Source organism: Microbacterium sp. KSW4-4 (assembly GCF_023091185.1).
Lineage (GTDB): Bacteria > Actinomycetota > Actinomycetes > Actinomycetales > Microbacteriaceae > Microbacterium > Microbacterium paraoxydans.
In genome coordinates, this window is the sequence record NZ_JAHWXJ010000001.1 from 1,801,053 (window position 1) to 1,819,638 (window position 18,586).

Genomic DNA, 18,586 nt, shown 5'->3' on the forward strand with positions numbered 1-18,586 from the left:
GTCGGAGGACGCGGTGGGGCCGGCGCGTGCCGACCCCACCGGAGGTGTTCAGCCCAGGAGGTCCTGGAACAGGGCGAACTGGTCGTCGACGAACCCGGTCCACTCCGCGGAGTCGCGGTAGACCACGAGGTTGCCGGCGTCCGCCTGGAACTTCTGGTAGCTCTCGGACTCCACGGCCTCCTTGACGGCGGCCTCAAGGGCGTCGTGCACGTCGTCGGGCAGGCCGGCCGGTGCGTAGATGCCGCCCCAGCCGCCGAAGACGACCTCTTCGCCGATGGCCTCCTCGACCGTCTCGACGTCCTCCGCGTCCGGGTGACGCTCGTCGTTCATGACCGCGAGGATGCGGACGGCCTCGCCCTGCGCGAGGGCCTCGCCGAGTCCGGAGACGGCGGCGACGGTCTCACCGGATGCGGCGGCGGCGACCGCCGTGGCGCCACCGTCGTAGGGGACCGGGGTGAAGTCGGCGTCCGTGGCCTTGCCGAGGCCGAGGGTGGCGGCCTCCCAGATCGAGCCGGCGCCGGAGTTCGCGACCGTGACCGCGCCGGACTTCGCCTGGGTCACGAGGTCGTCGAGGGTCTCGATGCCGCTGGTGGCGCCCACCGTGATGACGCCGGGGGCGAGCATGATCTGCCCGAGCAGGTCGAAGTCGTCGGGCAGCACGTCGGCGCTCTGGGTCGTGTTGAGCATCGCGATCTCGACCGGGGCGAACCCGATGACGTAGCCGTCCGGATCCTGCGAGCCGACGTACTCCATCGCGAGCGCTCCCGCGGCTCCGGGCATGTTCTCCGGGATCACGCTGACGCCGAGGATCTTCTCGAGTTCGGTGGCGAGCGCGCGGGACGACAGGTCGGAGCCGCCACCGGGGTTGGCTTGGATGATCAACCGGATGTCGTCCTCGGGATAGGTCGAGGCGGCCCCCTCGCTCTCGTCGACCTTCGTGCAGGCCGACAGCACCAGAGCGGTGGCGGCGAGGGCGGCGAAGGCAGCGGCCGCCCGAGTGATGCGCATGCGGGGCATCTTTGCTCCTCTACGTGGGTCGACCGTGTTGTCGACACCGCGAGGCTACCAGTGTTGACTGTTAACAGTCAACACTGTGGCCGAGTCACCGCACGCGACACACGGCCAGGAGGTGCGGGCTCAGCTCCCGGATTCCGGGAACGGTGCTCCCGGCTCGCGCCAGCTGGAGGGCCGCCTGCGTGAGCGCCGCCTCCTCCACGGGCATCCCCTCCAGCAACAGCCCGCCGGGCCCTTCGACGCCATGGACCTCCAGAACGTCGAGTCCGGCGGAGACGGCCTCCTCGGCGAGCGACTCCGCCGTATGGAAGTGCCCCGCCGGGAAGCGACCCCGCGAGGAGGGAGTCCCGTGTTCCAGCAGGGCGCCGTGTTCGTCGTCGAGGTGGAGGTCGGTCACGCCGAGCGCGAGCTGACCGAATCCGACGAACCGCGAGAGGCCTGCCACGAACACCCAGCCGCCGGATCGCACCACCCGTGCGGCCTCGCTGAGGGCCTGGACGCGGTCCGTGCGATCGGCCAGGTGGTACAGCGGACCGAGGAGAAGCGCAGCATCGAAGCTGTCCGCGGCGAACCGCAGCGAGCGCGCGTCGCCTACCTGTGCGTCCACCCCGAGCTGCGCCGCACTCCGGACATGACCCGGCACCGGGTCGACGAGGGTGACCCGATGCCCGCGGTCCAGGAGCGAGCGCGCATGGACACCCGCCCCACCTCCGACATCGATCACGCGACCCTCGGTGAGGTGATCCGCGATCAGCTCCTGGATGCGCTGGTGCTCGAGCGGTCCCTGCGCCGACCGGGTCGTCAACCGCACCGATTCGTCGAACCGCTCCTCGTAGTAGTCGCGGATCCGCTCGTCGAGCTCGCGCTGGTCCATGGTCGGCCTCCGATCGGTAGGCCTCCATCATCCACGCCCGTCCGCGCGACGCACGGCGCCAGGCGGGGATGTCCGCCTGGCGCCGTCCCTCCGCGTCTGACCGGCTCTAGCCGGCTGTCGCGTTCTCGTACGCCCGCATCGCGGCCTCCTGCGCCTCCTTCAGCGCGTCCTCCGGCGACTTGTCCCCGAGCAGCGCCGCCGTGATGGCGTTGTTGAGCTCGTTCTGGATCTCCTGACCCGCCGGCGAAGAGCCGAACGACTGCCCGTAGTCCACCACGTCGTAGTAGGTGGAGATGACCTGATCGAAGCCGGCGTTGCCGCTGTCGGTGACGAAGGTCTCGCGGATCGACTGGTCGGCGGAGGGCGACCCGGTGAACAGCCCGGTGTTGATCCCGCCGTCGGTCTTCAGGGTCTCGGCACGTGCCTCGCCCGCCGCATTCCACGCGTCGTCGGAGGTGAGGTTCACCATCCACGCGCACGCCGCCGCGGGGTTCTCCGCTCCGGCCGGGATCACGAACGCGGTGCCGGAGGCGACAGAGAACGGCTCGCCGTCGGCGTTCCGGAACGGCACGGCCTCGAGGTCGATCTGGTCGGCGTAGGGGCTCAGCACGTTCGGATACCACTGCGCGTTCACCTGCGCGCCCACCTGCTGGGCGACGAACTGGTTCTGGTCGCCGAAGGCGTCGAACGAGTCGGTGAAGCTCTTGACGGCCGCGAAGCCGCCCTGCGCGTCGGTGATCTGCTTGAGCATCTCGATGCCGGCCACGTTGCTGGGGTCGTCCAGGGTGGGCGCCCCCTTCTCATCGTTGAGCTGGCCGCCCATGCCGAGGATCCACAGCCCGGCCTGACCGGTCGCGACCGGATCGAACCCGAGCCGCGTGGGTACGCCGCCGGACTCCTGGTACATCTTCTCGATCGCGCCGAGCAGCACGTCGGGCTTCGAGGTGTCGATCTCGTCCGCCGTCACCCCCGCCTCGTCGAGCACGGCCTTGTTCAGCAGGATCGCCGGCGGCTGGTAGAACTGCGGCACCGCCCACACCGCGTCGTCGTAGGTGACGTCGTCGACGACGAAGGGGTACCAGTGGTCGCGCGGCGAGACGTCCTGGGCCGCGAAGCATTCGTCGAGCGGCATGATGAGGTCCTGCGCGGCATACGTGGTCACGTACCGGCGGTCCATCTGCACGACGTCGGGCACGTCGCCGCTCGCGATGCGGGTGGTGAACTTCTGCGCGTCGAAGGCCGTCGCATCGAGGTCGACCTCGACGTCCTTCAGCTGCTCGGCGGCGTAGTCCATGCGCGAGGTGCCGACGTCGTCGGCGTTCTCGAAGCCCCACGCCTTCAGCGTGCCGCTCGGCTCCGCCCCGAAGTCGGCGTCGGCCGCCTGGTCGTCTCCCCCTCCCCCGCCGCACCCGGCGAGGACGAGGACGGATGCCGCGGCGACCGCGGTGATTCCCAGCATGCGTGTGCGCATGACTGCTCCTTTCGATCTGTGGTTCGTCATCCCTTGCGCCCCTGGGTCGCGACGCCCTCGATGAAGGCGCGCTGCCCGAAGGCGAAGAGGATGAGCATCGGGAGGGTCACCAGGAGGGAGGCGACCATGACGTACTGGTAGTCGCCATGACCGCCCGCCGTGGGGCTGTACTTGGTCATGGCGTAGGCGATGCCGAGCGGCGCGGTGAACTCGTCCACCGACCCGGCGTTGAGGTAGATGAGGGCGGCCTGGAGGTTATTCCAGCTCGCCTGGAACTCGAACAGGAAGACGATGACGAACGACGGGATCGACAGCGGCATCGCGATCCGCCAGAAGAGTCCCCAGGCGCTGGCCCCGTCGAGCCGCGCCGCCTCGAACAGCTCCCGCGGCAGGCCGAGGAAGAACTGCCGCTGCAAGAAGATGTAGAAGGCCGATCCGAAGAGGTTCATCCCCCACAGCGGCACCCAGGTGCCGAGGAGTCCGGTCTCCTTCCAGATGAGGTAGATCGGGATCATCGTCACCGCGCCGGGGAGCATCATCGTCGCGAGCACGAGGCCGAACAGCAGGCCGCGCCCCGGGAAGCGGAAGTAGGCGAACCCGAACGCCACGATCGAGCTGGAGATCGCGACAGCACCGGCGGCGAGCAGCGCGATGGCGATGCTGTTGCCCATCCAGTTCAGCAACGGGAGCTGATTCCACACCTCCACGTAGTTCTCCGGCACGAAGGTCTTCGGGATGAGGGCGTTGTCGAACACCTCCCCTCGTGGCTTGAAGCTCGCCGCGAGGAGCCACGCGAAGGGGTACAGGAACAGCAGCGCGAACAGCACGAGGATGACGTTCAGCACGATGCGGGCGATGAGGCTCTTCGGCTGCCGCAGCTGCCGTCGCCAGCGCGAACGGGTGGCGACGGTGGTCGTGAACGTGCCAGGGGACTTCTCGGGCTCCGCCTCGACGGGGACCTGACGCAGGGTCTGGGACATCAGCGGTCTCCCTCGTAGTAGACGAAGCGGTTGCCGACCTTCACCTGGATGAGCGTGATGATCATGATGATGACGAAGAGCAGCCACGCCATCGCCGCCGCGAAGCCGAAGTTGAACTGCCGGAAGGCCTGCTGGAACAGGTAGATCGCGTAGAAGAGGGATGCCTCCGGTGACGAATTGCTCTGATCCCGCCAGAACAGCAGGTACGCCTGGTCGAAGATCTGGAACGCGGCGATCGACAGCACGATGACGTTGAAGAACATGGCCCCCGAGATCATCGGGAGGGTGATCGAGAAGAACTTCCTGATCGGTCCCGCCCCGTCGAGCGAGGCCACCTCGTACAGCTCGACGGGCACGTTCTTCAGCGCCGCGAGGAAGATCACCATGGTCCCCGCGACGGTCCACAGCGTCATGATCACGATGCTCGGCTTGACCCATGCGGGGTCGACGAGCCACTGCGGCCCCTGGATGCCGAACACCCGGAGGAACTGGTTGATCGCCCCGGAGTTGCCGTTCAGGAGGAGGAAGAACACCGCCGCGGTCGCGACGGCCGGCGTCATCTTCGGCAGGTAGTAGAGCACCCGGAAGGCACCCGCACCCCGTCCGACGCGGTTGAGCAGCAGGGCGAGGATCAGCGCGAACACGATCTCCAGCGGCACCGCCATCACCACGTAGAACAGCGTGTTCGCGAGCGAGACGCCCACCCGCGGGTCCTCGAAGAGGTTGGCGTAGTTGTCGATGCCGACCGGGCGGGCGCTGTTCGTGGCGAGGTTGTAGCTGCTGAACGAGATGTACAGGCTGTAGACCATCGCGCCGGCCGTGAAGATGAGGAATCCGATGAGCCAGGGCGAGATGAAGAGATAGCCGGCGAGGGCCTCCCGGCGGTTGTACCGGTCCCGCTGGCGGGTCTTGAGCGGCATCCACCTGCCTCCTTTCCGAGGACGTGCAGACACGACACTCCCGTCCTGGCGCGATGCTAGATCCGGAGAAGCGGTTCTCCGTGGGGCTTGCGCAGAACCGTTTCCTGTGGTTCACCTGAATGCCGCGTGGACGCCCTGGTGCCCCGGCTGCGGTTCCTCCCTAGGATGAGGGGAATAAACACGGAGGAGGGCCGGGGGAATGTTCGACGAGCGACGGCGACAGGCAGCGCTCGAGGAACTGGGGATCCTTGACACACCACCCGATGAGCGGGTGGATCGGGTGGCACGACTGGCGAAGGAGATGTTCGGCGTGCCGATGGTCAGCGTCTCGCTGATCGACCGCGACCGACAGTGGCGCAAATCGCAGATCGGCCTCGGGGGGAACGAGGCACCGCGCCAGGACTCGTTCTGCGACTACACCGTGTCGCAGGACCGGACCGTGGTGGTGGAGGACGCGAGCACCACCGACCTCTTCGCCCAGAACCCGTTCGTGACCGGCGATCCGCACCTCCGCTTCTATGCGGCCCATCCGCTGCACGCGCCGGGCGGCGAGCCGGTCGGGACGCTGTGCGTGCTCGACACGGAGCCGCACACCTTCACCGACGCCCAGCAGGACCTCCTGCGCGACCTCGCGTTCTGGGTGCAGACGGAGCTGGCACAGGACGCGGACATCGACCATGCCGCCGTGGTGCAGCGAGCCCTGCGCCCGCGGGTGCATCCGGAGATCGAGGGCTACACGATCGCCGCCGGCGCCGCCCCACGCGGCATGCTCGCCGGCGACTACTACGACTTCTCGCGACACGGCGACGCCCTGCGCGTGACCCTGGCTGACGCGATGGGCAAGGGCACGGGACCGGCGCTGGTCGCGGCCACGGTGCGCGCCTCCCTGCGGACGGCGCCGGAGCGCTCGCTGTCCGACGCCGTGATCGAGGTGGACCGCCTGCTCGAGGACGATCTCGCTGACACGTCGATGTTCGTCACGGCCGTCGTCGCCGAGCTGCAGCCGGAGACGGGAGACCTCGAGGTCATCGACGCCGGTCACAGCCTCGCTTTCGTCGTCCGGGCGGACGGGTCGTGGACGCCGCTGCGCTCCACGAACCTGCCGCTGGGCATGGGGATGGGCCTGGCCGACCCCCGCGTCCCGGTGACCACCCGTCTGGAACCGGGCGACGCGTTCATCTGCTGCAGCGATGGACTCCTCGACGTGCTCGACCCGGACGACCCGTTCGGCCACGTCGAGCGCGTCCTCGCGGAGATGGGCCCCGGCGGCGCTGTCGGCGAGGCGCTGCGGCTCGCGAACGATGACCGCGCCACCGACGACATCACCGTCGTGGTGGTGCGGAGGGACGCATGACCGCGCGGTTCGCGACGATCCGCGTCCTCGCCCTCCTCTCGGTCCTGCTGGGCGTGAACTACGTCGCCTGGCGATGGCTGGAGTCGGTGAACTGGTCGGCCTGGTGGATCGCGGTGCCGCTCGTGATCGCCGAGACCTACAGCCTCATCGACACCTTCCTGTTCTGCCTCACGATGTGGCGCGCGAAGGAGCGTCCGGCGCCGGTATCGCCGCCACAGGGCACCGTCGACGTGTTCATCACGACCTACGACGAGCCGATCGAGCTCGTCATGACGACGGCCAGGGCGGCGAAGCGGATCGCCTATCCGCACTCCACCTGGATCCTCGACGACGGCTCCCGCCCCGAGCTCGAGGCCGAGGCCCGGGCCGCGGGCGTCGGCTACCTCACCCGCTCCGAGGACTGGACCGGCAAGCCCCGGCATGCCAAGGCGGGCAACCTCAACAGCGCGCTCTTCCAGACCGACGGCGAGTTCCTCCTCATCCTCGACGCCGACCAGGTGCCGGACCCGCTGATCCTGCACCGCACGCTCGGCTACTTCGCGGATGACCCGGAGGTCGCCCTCGTGCAGACGCCGCAGTGGTTCGTGAACGTCGACGAGGCCGATCCGCTCGGCAGCCAGGCGCCGCTGTTCTACGGGCCGATCCAGCAGGGGAAGGACGGCTGGAATGCGGCCTTCTTCTGCGGGTCGAACGCCGTGCTCCGCCGCGAGGCGCTCATGCAGCTCGGCATCGTGGGCTACGTCCGGAGCGTGACCGACTCCGCCGCGCGGGCGCTCAAGACCTCCGAGGCGCTGATCGCTCGCGAGGCCGACGGCGCGACCGACCCGGCGCTCGCCACCGAACTCGGGGCGCTCCGCATCGCGATCGCCCGCGGGCGGAAGGAGCTCGCCGGCGGCGACTCCGTCGCCGAGGTCGCCGCGCGCGTGGGGGAAGCTGTCGACAACGCCTCCCGGATCCTCGTGGCGCACGACTTGGAGGGCATCCGTGCCGACCTCGCGGTGATCGAGTCCCTGCCGGTGCAGCACGACGCGGAACTCGGACAGGTGATCGTGGACGAGGCCGGGCTCGACGCTCTGGCCGCCTCCGACCTCTCCCCCCTCACCGCCGTGGAGGCCGTCCGCGGGTTGCTGGACGCGCTGCGCCTCGACCGGGCGGATGAGGCGCAGCCCATCCTCCCGCTCGCCACGATCTCGGTGACGGAGGACATGGCGACGGCGATGCAGCTGCACGCCCTCGGCTGGAAGAGCGTCTACCACCACGAGATCCTGGCGCACGGCCTCGCCCCGGAAGACCTCCGGACGATGCTCACGCAGCGGCTGCGGTGGGCCCAGGGGACGCTGCAGGTGATGCTGCGCGACAACCCCCTGGCCAAGCGCGGACTCTCGGTGGGGCAGCGCCTCATGTACTTCGCGACGATGTGGAGCTACCTCTCCGGCTTCGCCGCGATCGTCTACCTCGCGGCGCCGGTGATCTACCTCGTGTTCGGGGTGCTCCCCGTCACCGCCTGGTCGGTCGACTTCTTCGTGCGGTTCCTGCCGTACTTCCTCGTCAACCAGGCGCTGTTCCTCGTGGTCGCGAAGGGGGTGAAGACCTGGCGAGGCCAGCAATACTCGCTTGCGCTGTTCCCCGTGTGGATCCGCGCGTGCTGGACGGCCTTCGCCAACGTGGTGCTCGGCCGGCCGCTGTCCTTCGCCGTGACGCGGAAGGACGGCCGAGACCCGCGCGGCGTCCCGTGGCGCGAGATCTGGCCGCAGCTGACCGCGATGGTCGTGCTCGTGATCGCTCTCGTCATCGGGGTCGCCCGGGTCATCGTCGGCACCGGCGACGGCACCGGCACCCTCGTCAACACCGCCTGGGTCCTGTACGACCTGGTCGTCCTCAGCGTCATCATCCAGGCGGCGCGCTATCGCGGTCCCGCCGCACAGGTCCTCGAGAAGGAGTCGAATGAACGTCAGCACTGACACCAGGGACGGCTACGCCGTCGTCGCGATCACGGGGCGCCTGACCGCCTCGGGCGCGCCGTTGCTGCGCAACGCGGTGAGCGACCTCGTCGCCGCCGGGCAGCCGCGCATCGCGATCGACCTCAGCGGCACCGAGTTCGTCGACTCCTCGGGCCTCGGCGCCCTGGTGGGCGGCCTCAAGAGCGCCCGGGTGGCCGGGGGCGATCTGCGCATCGCCGCCGTCCCCGAGGCCGTGCGCACCGTCCTCCACCTCACCAACCTGGATCGCGTGCTCCGCGACTACCCGACGCCGGAATCGGCGTTCGATGGACGCTGACACCCGGGCCTTCCACATCGACGGGCCCGCCCGGCTCGCCCTCGTCGACCGCGCCCTCGACGAGCTCGACCGACTCTGGACTCAGGCTCCGGAGGTACCGGCGCAGGACCAGGTGCTGTTCACCCTGGCGTTGAGCGAGGTCACGACCAACGTCGCGCAGCACAACGAGCACGCGGACGTCGTCCTGAGCATCGACGTCCGCGTGACGGCGGAGGAGCTGCGCGCCTACATCCGCGACACCGCCCCGCCGGCACCGATCGACTGGGACGCGGTGACGATGCCGGGCGAGGAGGCGGAGAGCGGACGCGGACTCGCGCTGTCGCAGGCGGCGCTCGACGAGTTCACCCACGCGGTCACCGATCTCGGCAACACCTGGGTGCTCGTCCGGCGCGTGGATCCCGCGCGCGAGGCGGGCGGCTGACCCGTCAGGCGAGCCAGGCCGGCGCGCGCCCGCGCAGGGCGGCGGCATCGATGGAGTAGCGCCCCGCCCCCGTGAGGGCGAGCGCGAGAGCCGCGGCGCCGAGCACGGCGACGAACTCGTAGCCGCCGGCCGTCACCCACAGGCCCGCGGGCAGGTGCACGAGCACGAGGGCGACCAGCATGTCGACGGCGAGGAGGATTCCGACCGGACGCGTCAGCAGTCCGAGGATCAGCAGGATCCCGCCGATGAGCTCGAGGAAGGCCACGACGGGTGCGGCGATCTCGGCGAGCGGGACCCCCATGCCGGCGAAGCTGCCGATGGTCCCGGGGATCGTGAACTCGAAGATCTTCTGGGCGCCGTGGGCGGCGAAGATCGCGCCGACGACGATGCGCAGGACGAGGAGTCCGAGCGACGAGGCGGAGGAGGCGGAGGCTGTGGTGTTCGTCATGAGGAGGTTCTTCCTTCGTGGCAGGACACCCGCGCGGGCGCGGACCAGGGCTCTTGCCCTGGCCCCCACGGTAGGAACCGTTCTTTTCCGTCCGCTGAACGCCTCGGGTTCGCGGACGCGGCGACCTCAGCGGGAGCCGACCTCGTGGAGCATCCGCTCCCTGGCGCCGTCGAGGTGAGCCGAGAGCACCGCGGCGGCGTCCTCCGGGGCTCCTGTCCGCATGACGTCGAGCAGTTTCACGTGGTCGTCCGACGACTCGTGCAGGTCTTCGTCGTGGTTGATCGTGACCTCGAGCAGCGCCGTGAACGTGGGGAGGTACTGGTTCCAGGCGCCCTCCAGCCGCGGGTGATCGGCGAGGGCGTAGATCTGGGAGTGGAAGTCGAGGTCGGCCGTGACGAAGGCCGCATGGTCACCGGCGTCCGCGGCCTCGGCCATGCGCTGGACGGCGTCGGCCATCGGCTGCCACCGGTCGTCGTCGTCGACCCGCATCGCCCGCGAGAGGGCGAGCTGCTCCAATGCGCCGCGGAGGCTGTAGAGCTGGTCGACGTCGTCGCTCGTGAGGCCCACGATGTAGACCCCGCGAGGGCGCTGCACCTCGACGAGCTTCTCGAAGCTGAGCTGGGTCAGGGCGTCGCGCACGGGACCGCGGCTGACGGCGAACTCCTCGGCGAGGGCCTCTTCGGTGAGGCGAGCCCCCGGTGCGAGCTCCCCTCGGACGATGCGCTGGCGCAGCACGCGCGCGACCTGCGCTCCGAGCGACTCCCCGCGCGTGACGGTCTGCGTCATGGTGACCTCCTGTTAACAGTTGACAGGATACACACCGGGGTACGCGGTCAGGCTCCGGAGCGCGGACTCCAGAGCACGAGCTCGGTCGAACGGCGGATGCGGCGACCGGTCGGCATGGGCACGACCCCCGCAGCTCCGGCGGCGAACACCCGCACGCCGGGACGGTTCTCGCGCTCGGCGCGGAGAGCGCTCTCGAGCGCGATGACACGGTCGCGCAGCATCCGGTTCTCATCCTCCAGGTCGAGGAGCCGGGCGATCGCGGGGAGACTGACCCCTTCGGAGGAGAGCTGGGCGACCTCGCGCAGCTGCTCGATGTTGCGGTGAGAATAACGACGGGAGCCGCCGGGCGTCCGTCCCGGCACCACGAGGCCGATCCGGTCGTACTGACGGAGGGTCTGGGGGTGCAGGCCGGAGAGCTTGGCGGCTGCGGCGATCGCGAAGACCGGGGTGTCCGCGTCCATCACGCCTTCCTTCCTGATTTCACGTCAGGCCGCCGCGCCAGGTCAGGCGACTCCCTTCCGGAAGCGCCTGACCCGACGCGAAAGCCTGTGCTCGTCAACGGCGGGCTTTCGCCATGAGCTCGGCCCGCGGGTTCTCCTGCGGCTCCAGCTCCTGGAACCTCTCGAGAGCCTCGCGCGCCGCGTCGTCGAGGTGCGTCGGAACCGCGACCTGGAGCTCGGCGAGCAGGTCACCGGTCCCCTTCGCGGTCGCGACACCCCGACCCTTGACGCGGAGCACGCGGCCCGACGGGGTCCCGGGAGCCACACGCAGCTTCACCACGTCCCCGCCGAGCGTCGGAACCTCGATGGTCGCGCCCAGCGTCGCCTCGGTGAAGGTCACCGGGACCACGAGGCGGAGGTTGAGGCCGTCCCGCGTGAAGACGGGGTGCGGACGCACCGTGATCTGCACCACGATGTCCCCACTCTCCCCACCGTCCGGCGAGGGGCGACCACGGCCGCGCAGCCGGATCTTCTGTCCGTCGGCGACGCCCGCGGGGATCTTCACCTTGAACGGCTTGCCGTCCTCTCCCTGCAGGGTGATGGTCTCGCCCTGCACGGCGGTGCTGAAGTCCAGCGTGGTGCGGGCCGTGACGTCGGCGCCGCGCTGCGGACCACCGAAGCCACGGAAGCCGCCGCTCGGCTGCCCGAACCGGCCACCGCCGAACGAGCTGCCCTGGCCCTGGTTGAACATCGCGAAGATGTCCTCGAAGTCGGCGGTCTGGCCGCGCCCCTGCTGTCCGAACCGGCTGAAGACGTCTTCGAACCCGCCGGCGCCCGAGCCGCTCGCCGTGAAGCGAGCGCCCGAACCCATGGCGCGGATCTCGTCGTACTCCTTGCGCTGCTCGGCGTCGGAGAGCACCGAGTAGGCCTCGCTGATCTCCTTGAACTTGGCCTCGGCCTTCGCATCGCCCTGATTGGAGTCAGGGTGATACTTGCGCGCGAGCTTGCGGTACGTCTTCTTCAGGTCAGCGTCGCTGACGTCCTTCGAGACCCCGAGGGTCTTGTAGAAGTCCTTGTCGAACCAATCCTGGCTGGCCATCGATCACCTACTCCGCAGGGACGGCGACGACGACCTTCGCAGGACGCAACTCGACCTCGCCGAGGCGGTAGCCCACCTCGACGACCTCGAGCACCGTGGTCTTCGAGGTGCCGGGGGTCGGCTGCTGGAAGATCGCCTCGTGACGCTGGGGGTCGAACTCCTCGCCCTTCTCGCCGTAGGCGACCACGCCGAGGCGCTCCACGACCGCGCGCACCTTCTCGGCGATCACGGCGAAGGGGCTGCCCTCGACCAGATCACCGTGCTGCTCGGCGCGGGCCAGGTCGTCGAGCACGGGGATGAGGCCCTTGGCGGCCTCGCCCTTCGCGCGCTCGATCTCGATCTGGCGCTGCTCCTCGGTGCGGCGGCGGTAGTTCGCGTACTCGGCCTGCAGGCGCTTGAGGTCGGTCAGCAGGGCGTTCTCGGCGTCGGCGATCGCGGCGTCGCCCGCGGCGGCATCCGCCGTCTGCGCGGCACCGAGGATGTCCTCGACCGTCAGCCCTTCCTCCGCCTCGGCAGCCGCGTCGACCGGGGTCTCGTCCGAGCCCTCGGCGGCCTTCGCCTCGCGGGAGTCCTGGTTCTGCGGCACGGGGCCGGATGCCTGAGCATCCGACCCCTCCGGAACCCCGTTCTCGTCGAAGTTCTTGTCCGTCATGATTACTTCTTCTCGTCCTCGTCGTCGACGACCTCGGCGTCGATGACGTCCTCGTCGGAGGACGGGGCGTCACCGGTCGGGGTCTCGCCCTCGGCCGAAGCGCCGGCGGCGTCCGCCTGCGAGGAGGCGTAGATCGCCTCGCCGAGCTTCGACTGGGACTGGTTGAGCTTCTCGAACGCGGTCTTCACGGCCTCATCGTCGTCGCCGGCCAGTGCCGTCTTGAGCGCATCGACGTCGGCCTTGACCTCGGTCTTCACGTCGTCAGGGAGCTTGTCCTCGTTCTCGGAGATGAGCTTCTCGATGGAGTAGGCGAGGGTCTCGGCCTGGTTGCGGGTCTCCGCAGCCTCACGGCGCGCCTTGTCCTCGGCGGCGTGCTCCTCGGCCTCGCGCACCATGCGCTCGATGTCCTCCTTCGACAGCGACGAACCGCCGGAGATGACGATCGACTTCTCGGTGCCGGTGCCCTTGTCCTTCGCGGACACGTGGACGATGCCGTTGGCGTCGATGTCGAAGGTGACCTCGATCTGCGGGATGCCACGGGGCGCCGGCGCGATGCCGGTGAGCTCGAACGTGCCGAGCGGCTTGTTGTCGCGCGTGAAGTCACGCTCGCCCTGGAAGACCTGGATCGCGACGGACGGCTGGTTGTCGTCGGCCGTGGTGAAGGTCTCGCTCCGCTTGGTCGGGATGGCCGTGTTGCGCTCGATGAGCTTGGTCATCATGCCGCCCTTGGTCTCGATGCCCAGGGAGAGCGGGGTGACGTCGATGAGCAGGACGTCCTTGCGCTCGCCCTTGAGGACACCGGCCTGCAGCGCGGCGCCGACGGCGACGACCTCGTCCGGGTTCACACCCTTGTTGGCTTCCTTGCCGGTCTCGCGCTTGACGAGCTCGGCGACGGCGGGCATACGGGTCGAACCACCCACGAGGACGATGTGGTCGATGTCGGACACCTTGATGCCGGCCTCGCGGATGACGTCCTCGAACGGCTTCTTGGTGCGGTCGAGCAGGTCCTTCGTGAGGTCCTCGAACTTGGCGCGGGTCACGGTCTCGGAGAGCGAGACGGGGCCCGAGTCGGTCAGCGACAGGTAGGGCAGGTTGATGCTCGTGGACGTGGAGCTGGAGAGCTCCTTCTTCGCCTGCTCCGCAGCCTCCTTGAGGCGCTGCAGGGCGATCTTGTCACCCGAGACGTCGACGCCCGTGGTCTCCTTGAACTGCTTGATCAGGTAGTCGACGAGACGCTGGTCCCAGTCGTCTCCACCGAGACGGTTGTCACCGGCGGTGGCGCGCACCTGGATCGTGGAGAAGTCGTCGTCCTTGCCCACCTCGAGGAGGGAGACGTCGAACGTTCCGCCACCGAGGTCGAAGACGAGGATGAGCTCGTCCTCCTTGCCCTTGTCGAGCCCGTAGGCCAGGGCAGCCGCGGTCGGCTCGTTGATGATGCGGAGCACGTTGAGGCCCGCGATCTCACCGGCCTCCTTGGTGGCCTGACGCTCGGCGTCGTTGAAGTACGCCGGAACCGTGATGACGGCGTCGGTCACGGTGTCTCCGAGGTAGGACTCGGCGTCGCGCTTGAGCTTCTGGAGGATGCGCGCGGAGATCTCCTGCGGCGTCCACTTCTTGCCGTCGACGTCGAAGCTCCAGTCGGTGCCCATGTGGCGCTTGACCGAGGCGATCGTCCGGTCGACGTTGGTGACGGCCTGGCGCTTCGCGGTCTCACCGACGAGCACCTCCCCGTCCTTGGTGAAGGCGACGACCGAAGGGGTCGTGCGGAAGCCCTCGGCGTTGGCGATGACCTTGGGCTCGCCACCCTCGAGGACGCTGACGACGGAGTTGGTGGTTCCGAGGTCGATACCGACAGCACGTGCCATGTGTTCTCTCCTTTGTTGGGAAGTCTGTAGTGGTCTGGAAACCTGCGGCGATCAGGGAAACCTGAGTCGCGATGGCTCAAGTGTACGCCGAGCCCCGAAGGCTGTCAAATGAACTTGATATGAACAGGCTCAAGTTTTCCGGCCGGGCGGTCAGATGTCCGCGAGCCGCCATGCTTGACTCTCACACGGTGTCAGACGGGAGAACAGAGACATGTTGTCCATCGGAGCGTTCGCGCAGATCGGCCAGGTGACCCACCGGATGCTCCGGCACTGGGACACGGCCGGGCTGCTCGTGCCCGCCCACGTGGACGAGTTCACCGGCTACCGGTCGTACGATCCGTCGCAGCTCGAGCGCCTGCACCGGATCGTCGCCCTGCGTCAGCTCGGCTTCGGCCTCGACGACATCTCGGCGATCCTCGCCCGGGGCGTCGACGCCGACCGGATCGCGGCGCTGCTGCGCATCCGGCGCGCCGAGGTGGAGCAGGAGCACCGGCTCGCCGCCGCGCGACTCGTCGATGTGGAGCGGCGCCTCCACCTCATCGAGAAGGAGAAGCACATGTCGCAGATCGAGATCGTCCAGAAGCCCCTCCCCGCCGTGCGCCTGGCGGCCGTGCGCACCGTCGTCGCCGAGCAGCCGGCGGTCGCCGAGGTCGTCGGCCCCTCCTTCGATGCCGTGGCCGAGGTCATCGGCGACGAATGCGGCACCCTCACCACCCCGATCGCCCAGTACCGGACGCTGCCGGACGGGATGGAGGTCATCGCCGGATACTCCTACTCCGGCCCCGCCGCCGACGGGATCGAGATCATCGAACTCCCCGCCGAGGAGGACGCTGTCTGCGGGGTGCACCTCGGCTCGATGAAGCGGATCGCGGAGAGCTGGCACGCCATCCACACCGAGGTGGTCGCGCGCGGCCTCGTGCACGCCGGGCCGTGTCGGGAGCTCTACGTCCGCGCCGTCGGGGACGACCAGTCGGACTGGGTCACCGAACTCCAGCAGCCCGTCGCGCGGCGCTGACGCGGAGGCCGCGCAGACGGGGCGACGCGGCGATCACTTGCCCCCGGGCGGGCCGACCAGCAGCAGGATCACGTACAGCGCGACGATGCCCACGACCAGCAGCACCGCGAGCACCCAGGGGCGGCGGAGGAACCAGCGCATCAGGCGGTCGTACCAGCGGCGGTCACGCGGGTCGTCGGTCGCGTCGAGGCGCCAGTCGCCCTGGAGACGACCCGTGCGGTGCAGCCAGATCTCCATCGGGATGGTCGCGTACGGCACGACGGCGCTGAGGACCGTCAGCACACCGACGCCCGGATGCCACCGCTGGTTGAGCGCGACGAGGACGGCGGTCGCGGCGTAGGCGAGGAATACGAACCCGTGGATACCGCCGCCGACCGTCACCACGACTCCCGGAGCACCGACGGCGCGGGCGATGATCGCGGCGATGAGGAGGGTCCAGGTGATCGCCTCCGCGATCGCGAGGACACGGTACAGGCGGCCAGGGGTGCGGAACACGGAACTCCTCGGGTGGGGTACCCCTCCAGCGTATCCCGCTTCGAATCGCCCACTTTGCTCCATCCGCCGCCGAAATGGAGCAAGGTGAGCGATTCGAAAGGGAATAGGGGGACGACAGCCGACGTTGCCGAAGGCATGGTGACGGTGGACGCGGATGCGCTGTCCGCTGTGCTCGGCACGGTGGACCTGCGCGTGGGGATCGCCCGCCGGGTGCGGCTGACCTCCGGAGGACTCCTCCCGCTGCCGCCCGGTCGCATCACCCTCGTCTACATCGCCGACGGCGCCGTGCACGGGCATCCGCCTCTGGGCACGGGGTGCCGCCTCGACGTGGACCCCTCGTCGCAGCAGCTCACGGTCGAGGAGCCAGGGCACCGCGATCGACTCGTGACCGGCGACGCCTTCCTCCTGCTCCGCGGCGACGCCTTCGCACTGGAGGCCGATGCCGACACCACGCTCCTCGTCGTCGACATCGAGCTCGCGGACACCGCCTCTCCCCTCCCCGCGCTCCTGCCGCCCTTCCTCACGGTGACCGGATTCGATGCGCTGGAGCCGGCCGCCGCCGCCCTCGCCGAGAACATGGGCGTGGTCGATGCGCCCGCGTGCCCGGTGCGCCAGGGAGACCCGCTGATCTGCCGGATGATGGCGACCACCGTGCTGCTCTCGGTCATCAGGGCCTGGGCGGCGAACGGGTGTGCGCCCGCGGGGTGGCCCTCGTTGTCGAAGGACCCCTTCCTCGACCGCGTGGTGGACGCCATCCACGAGCAGCCGGGACGGGACTGGACCGTCGAGCGCCTGGCCGCCGTCGGGGCCATGTCGCGCTCGGCCTTCGCGGAGCGGTTCCGTCTCACCGTGGGTCGCTCCCCGGCCGACTATGTGACCGAGGTGCGGATCGATGCCGCGAAGCGGATGCTCCAGGCGGGGCAGTCCGTCTCGAGCGTCTCGCGCGAGCTCGGCTACGCATCGGACGAGGGCTTCAGTCGTGCCTTCCGCCGTCGGACGGGGATGACGCCGTCCTCCTGGCGCGCCTCGCACTCGCTCGTCCCCGCCTGATCCCACGACCTCGCCCCAGCCTGGGCGGGCATGGCTTCGGAGCCACAGGACGACACGCCGGCCCCGAGCCCGCGGGGACGGCGTTTCGTCGGCCTGCTCCGAAGTCGTGCCCGGGCGAGCCCGGGGGTCAGGAGCGGGAGCTGCGGCGGTTCGAGAGGCCGAAGAGCACGGCACCGGCGAGGAGCGAGACCGCACCGATGATGTAGACGAGCTCGACGCTCAGGGTGTCGACGAGGAGTCCGCCCACGCCGGCCGCGAGCGTGATCGCGCCCTGGAACCCGACCACCACCAGACTCCCCCCGGCCTCCAGCCGATCCGGCATGCGGTGGCCCACCCAGGTGTTCACGACGATCAGCCACGACGAGAAGAAGAAGCCCCAGAGGAGCACGACCGCACCGATGCCGATGATCGATCCGGAGAAGAGCACCATCGACAGCACGGCGGCCGAGATCACCAGCGGGGCGAACACCGCGAAGAAGGCGAAGGAGCGGTCGATCACCAGGCCGATGGAGAGGTTGCCGAGGAGGCCGCCCACGCCGAACAGCGCCAGCAGCACGACGATCGTCGACGCATCCACGTCCGGGATGCGCTCCAGCGCGAGGCGGACGTAGGTGTAGGCGAGGAAGTGGCCGAGCACGACGAGCACGTGTCCGACCATCCCGAGGCCGATGCCCGGACGCCGCACCGTGTCGACGAGCAGACGCAGGCTCGACGCCCGCTCGGCCGGGACGGTCGGCAGCGCCCACCGCAGGGCCACGGCCAGCACAACCATGAGCACTCCCGCGATCGCGAACACGGCGCGCCAGTCGACGACCTCGCTCAGCATGACTCCGAGCGGGACGCCGGCGACGGTGGCGAGCGAGACGCCGGCGGAGGTGAACATCACCCCGCGACCGAGGTGCTCCGGCCCAGCGAGCCGCGCGGCGACCGTGATCGACATGGTCCAGTAGGCGCTGATCGCGGCACCCAGCAGGAACCGCGCCAGCAGCACGACCACGAGGTTCGGCGCGATGGCGACCACGACGTTCGACACGGCGGCGGCGAGCGCCATCCACACCAGCAGCGACCGACGGTCCAGGCGGGGGAACACGAGGCCGACGGTCGGGGCGACGAAGAGTCCGACGAGCGCGGTGACGGTGACGGTCTGCCCGGCCTGGCCGGGGGTCACCCCGAGGCCGTCCGCCATCTCGGTGAGCACTCCGTTGGGGAGGAACTCGGCGGTCACCAGCAGGAACCCCATCACCATGAGGGCGATGAGCCCTCCGTAGCGGATGCGGTCGCCGCGGGTGGTCGGCAGGGTCGGGACGGGGGCGGTCGTGGTCATGCTTCCAGACTCGCGACGAGGACGGGTCTGCGCCCGACCGGTCGTCCGCCGCACCCGACCGATCGTCCGCCCCTGGACAACCTCCGTCCGGGCCCCTAGGC

Annotated in this window: 19 protein-coding genes; 6 read left to right on the plus strand and 13 right to left on the minus strand. The window is 69.5% G+C overall.

Annotation, left to right across the window (positions count from 1 at the left end; translation table 11 throughout):
- Positions 1–48 precede the first annotated feature (48 nt).
- The 5 genes from KZC57_RS08960 to KZC57_RS08980 form a co-directional block, all read right to left on the minus strand.
- Positions 49–1,008, minus strand: coding sequence for a tripartite tricarboxylate transporter substrate binding protein (locus tag KZC57_RS08960; protein ID WP_247641536.1), 960 nt, complete (start codon positions 1,006–1,008; stop codon positions 49–51).
- A 94-nt stretch (positions 1,009–1,102) separates the two neighbouring features.
- Positions 1,103–1,888, minus strand: a complete 786-nt coding sequence (locus KZC57_RS08965; protein WP_247641537.1) for a bifunctional 2-polyprenyl-6-hydroxyphenol methylase/3-demethylubiquinol 3-O-methyltransferase UbiG — start codon at positions 1,886–1,888, stop codon at positions 1,103–1,105.
- A 106-nt stretch (positions 1,889–1,994) separates the two neighbouring features.
- The gene (locus KZC57_RS08970; protein WP_144881801.1) at positions 1,995–3,359 is read right to left on the minus strand and encodes an extracellular solute-binding protein; all 1,365 of its coding nucleotides are present in this window, start codon (positions 3,357–3,359) and stop codon (positions 1,995–1,997) included.
- Positions 3,360–3,385: 26 nt separating this feature from the next.
- The gene (locus tag KZC57_RS08975; RefSeq protein ID WP_060921598.1) at positions 3,386–4,339 is read right to left on the minus strand and encodes a carbohydrate ABC transporter permease; all 954 of its coding nucleotides are present in this window, start codon (positions 4,337–4,339) and stop codon (positions 3,386–3,388) included.
- A complete protein-coding gene (locus KZC57_RS08980) occupies positions 4,339–5,259 on the minus strand; it encodes a carbohydrate ABC transporter permease (RefSeq protein ID WP_085605109.1) in 921 nt (306 codons plus the stop codon). Before KZC57_RS08980 ends, KZC57_RS08975 begins: the two co-directional genes overlap by 1 nt.
- A gap of 199 nt (positions 5,260–5,458) precedes the next feature.
- Here KZC57_RS08980 and KZC57_RS08985 point away from each other — a divergent pair, with 199 nt between their 5' ends.
- The 4 genes from KZC57_RS08985 to KZC57_RS09000 are packed head-to-tail and all read left to right on the plus strand — an operon-like array spanning position 5,459 to position 9,311.
- On the plus strand, positions 5,459–6,613 hold the full coding sequence (locus tag KZC57_RS08985) for a PP2C family protein-serine/threonine phosphatase (protein ID WP_281732331.1): 1,155 nt from the start codon (positions 5,459–5,461) through the stop codon (positions 6,611–6,613).
- Entirely contained in the window at positions 6,610–8,574 is a 1,965-nt protein-coding gene (locus tag KZC57_RS08990) for a glycosyltransferase family 2 protein (protein WP_144881798.1), read from the plus strand. The genes KZC57_RS08985 and KZC57_RS08990 overlap by 4 nt, the downstream gene beginning before the upstream one ends.
- Positions 8,558–8,890 (plus strand): STAS domain-containing protein, encoded by a 333-nt coding sequence (locus tag KZC57_RS08995; RefSeq protein WP_025102664.1) that lies wholly within the window; start codon positions 8,558–8,560, stop codon positions 8,888–8,890. The genes KZC57_RS08990 and KZC57_RS08995 overlap by 17 nt, the downstream gene beginning before the upstream one ends.
- Positions 8,880–9,311: an ATP-binding protein gene (locus KZC57_RS09000; protein ID WP_247641539.1), complete on the plus strand. Its 432-nt coding sequence runs from the start codon at positions 8,880–8,882 to the stop codon at positions 9,309–9,311. The genes KZC57_RS08995 and KZC57_RS09000 overlap by 11 nt, the downstream gene beginning before the upstream one ends.
- Before the next feature lie 4 nt (positions 9,312–9,315).
- Here KZC57_RS09000 and KZC57_RS09005 read toward each other — a convergent pair whose 3' ends face one another.
- The 6 genes from KZC57_RS09005 to dnaK all read right to left on the minus strand — a co-directional run bounded on the left by KZC57_RS09005 (position 9,316) and on the right by dnaK (position 14,601).
- The gene (locus KZC57_RS09005; RefSeq protein WP_060921594.1) at positions 9,316–9,759 is read right to left on the minus strand and encodes a DoxX family protein; all 444 of its coding nucleotides are present in this window, start codon (positions 9,757–9,759) and stop codon (positions 9,316–9,318) included.
- 126 nt (positions 9,760–9,885) lie between these two features.
- Positions 9,886–10,545: a GntR family transcriptional regulator gene (locus KZC57_RS09010; RefSeq protein WP_025102667.1), complete on the minus strand. Its 660-nt coding sequence runs from the start codon at positions 10,543–10,545 to the stop codon at positions 9,886–9,888.
- Positions 10,546–10,592: 47 nt separating this feature from the next.
- The gene (locus KZC57_RS09015) at positions 10,593–11,006 is read right to left on the minus strand and encodes a heat shock protein transcriptional repressor HspR (protein ID WP_060921593.1); all 414 of its coding nucleotides are present in this window, start codon (positions 11,004–11,006) and stop codon (positions 10,593–10,595) included.
- A 94-nt stretch (positions 11,007–11,100) separates the two neighbouring features.
- Positions 11,101–12,084, minus strand: a complete 984-nt coding sequence (locus KZC57_RS09020; RefSeq protein WP_060921592.1) for a DnaJ C-terminal domain-containing protein — start codon at positions 12,082–12,084, stop codon at positions 11,101–11,103.
- 7 nt (positions 12,085–12,091) lie between these two features.
- Positions 12,092–12,736 (minus strand): nucleotide exchange factor GrpE, encoded by a 645-nt coding sequence (locus KZC57_RS09025; protein ID WP_247641540.1) that lies wholly within the window; start codon positions 12,734–12,736, stop codon positions 12,092–12,094.
- 2 nt (positions 12,737–12,738) lie between these two features.
- Complete coding sequence (gene dnaK / locus KZC57_RS09030; RefSeq protein ID WP_060921590.1) at positions 12,739–14,601, minus strand: molecular chaperone DnaK; 1,863 nt, start codon at positions 14,599–14,601, stop codon at positions 12,739–12,741.
- 211 nt (positions 14,602–14,812) lie between these two features.
- Here dnaK and KZC57_RS09035 point away from each other — a divergent pair, with 211 nt between their 5' ends.
- Entirely contained in the window at positions 14,813–15,616 is an 804-nt protein-coding gene (locus KZC57_RS09035) for a MerR family transcriptional regulator (RefSeq protein WP_247641541.1), read from the plus strand.
- A 33-nt stretch (positions 15,617–15,649) separates the two neighbouring features.
- Here KZC57_RS09035 and KZC57_RS09040 read toward each other — a convergent pair whose 3' ends face one another.
- Positions 15,650–16,111, minus strand: a complete 462-nt coding sequence (locus KZC57_RS09040) for a DUF3817 domain-containing protein (protein WP_247641542.1) — start codon at positions 16,109–16,111, stop codon at positions 15,650–15,652.
- Between the two features lie 135 nt (positions 16,112–16,246).
- Between KZC57_RS09040 and KZC57_RS09045 the strand changes: the two genes are divergently transcribed.
- Complete coding sequence (locus tag KZC57_RS09045) at positions 16,247–17,161, plus strand: helix-turn-helix transcriptional regulator (RefSeq protein ID WP_247641543.1); 915 nt, start codon at positions 16,247–16,249, stop codon at positions 17,159–17,161.
- Positions 17,162–17,288: 127 nt separating this feature from the next.
- On the opposite strand, the gene KZC57_RS09050 is transcribed toward KZC57_RS09045, so the two are convergent.
- Positions 17,289–18,485: an MFS transporter gene (locus KZC57_RS09050; protein ID WP_247641544.1), complete on the minus strand. Its 1,197-nt coding sequence runs from the start codon at positions 18,483–18,485 to the stop codon at positions 17,289–17,291.
- Positions 18,486–18,586 lie beyond the last annotated feature (101 nt).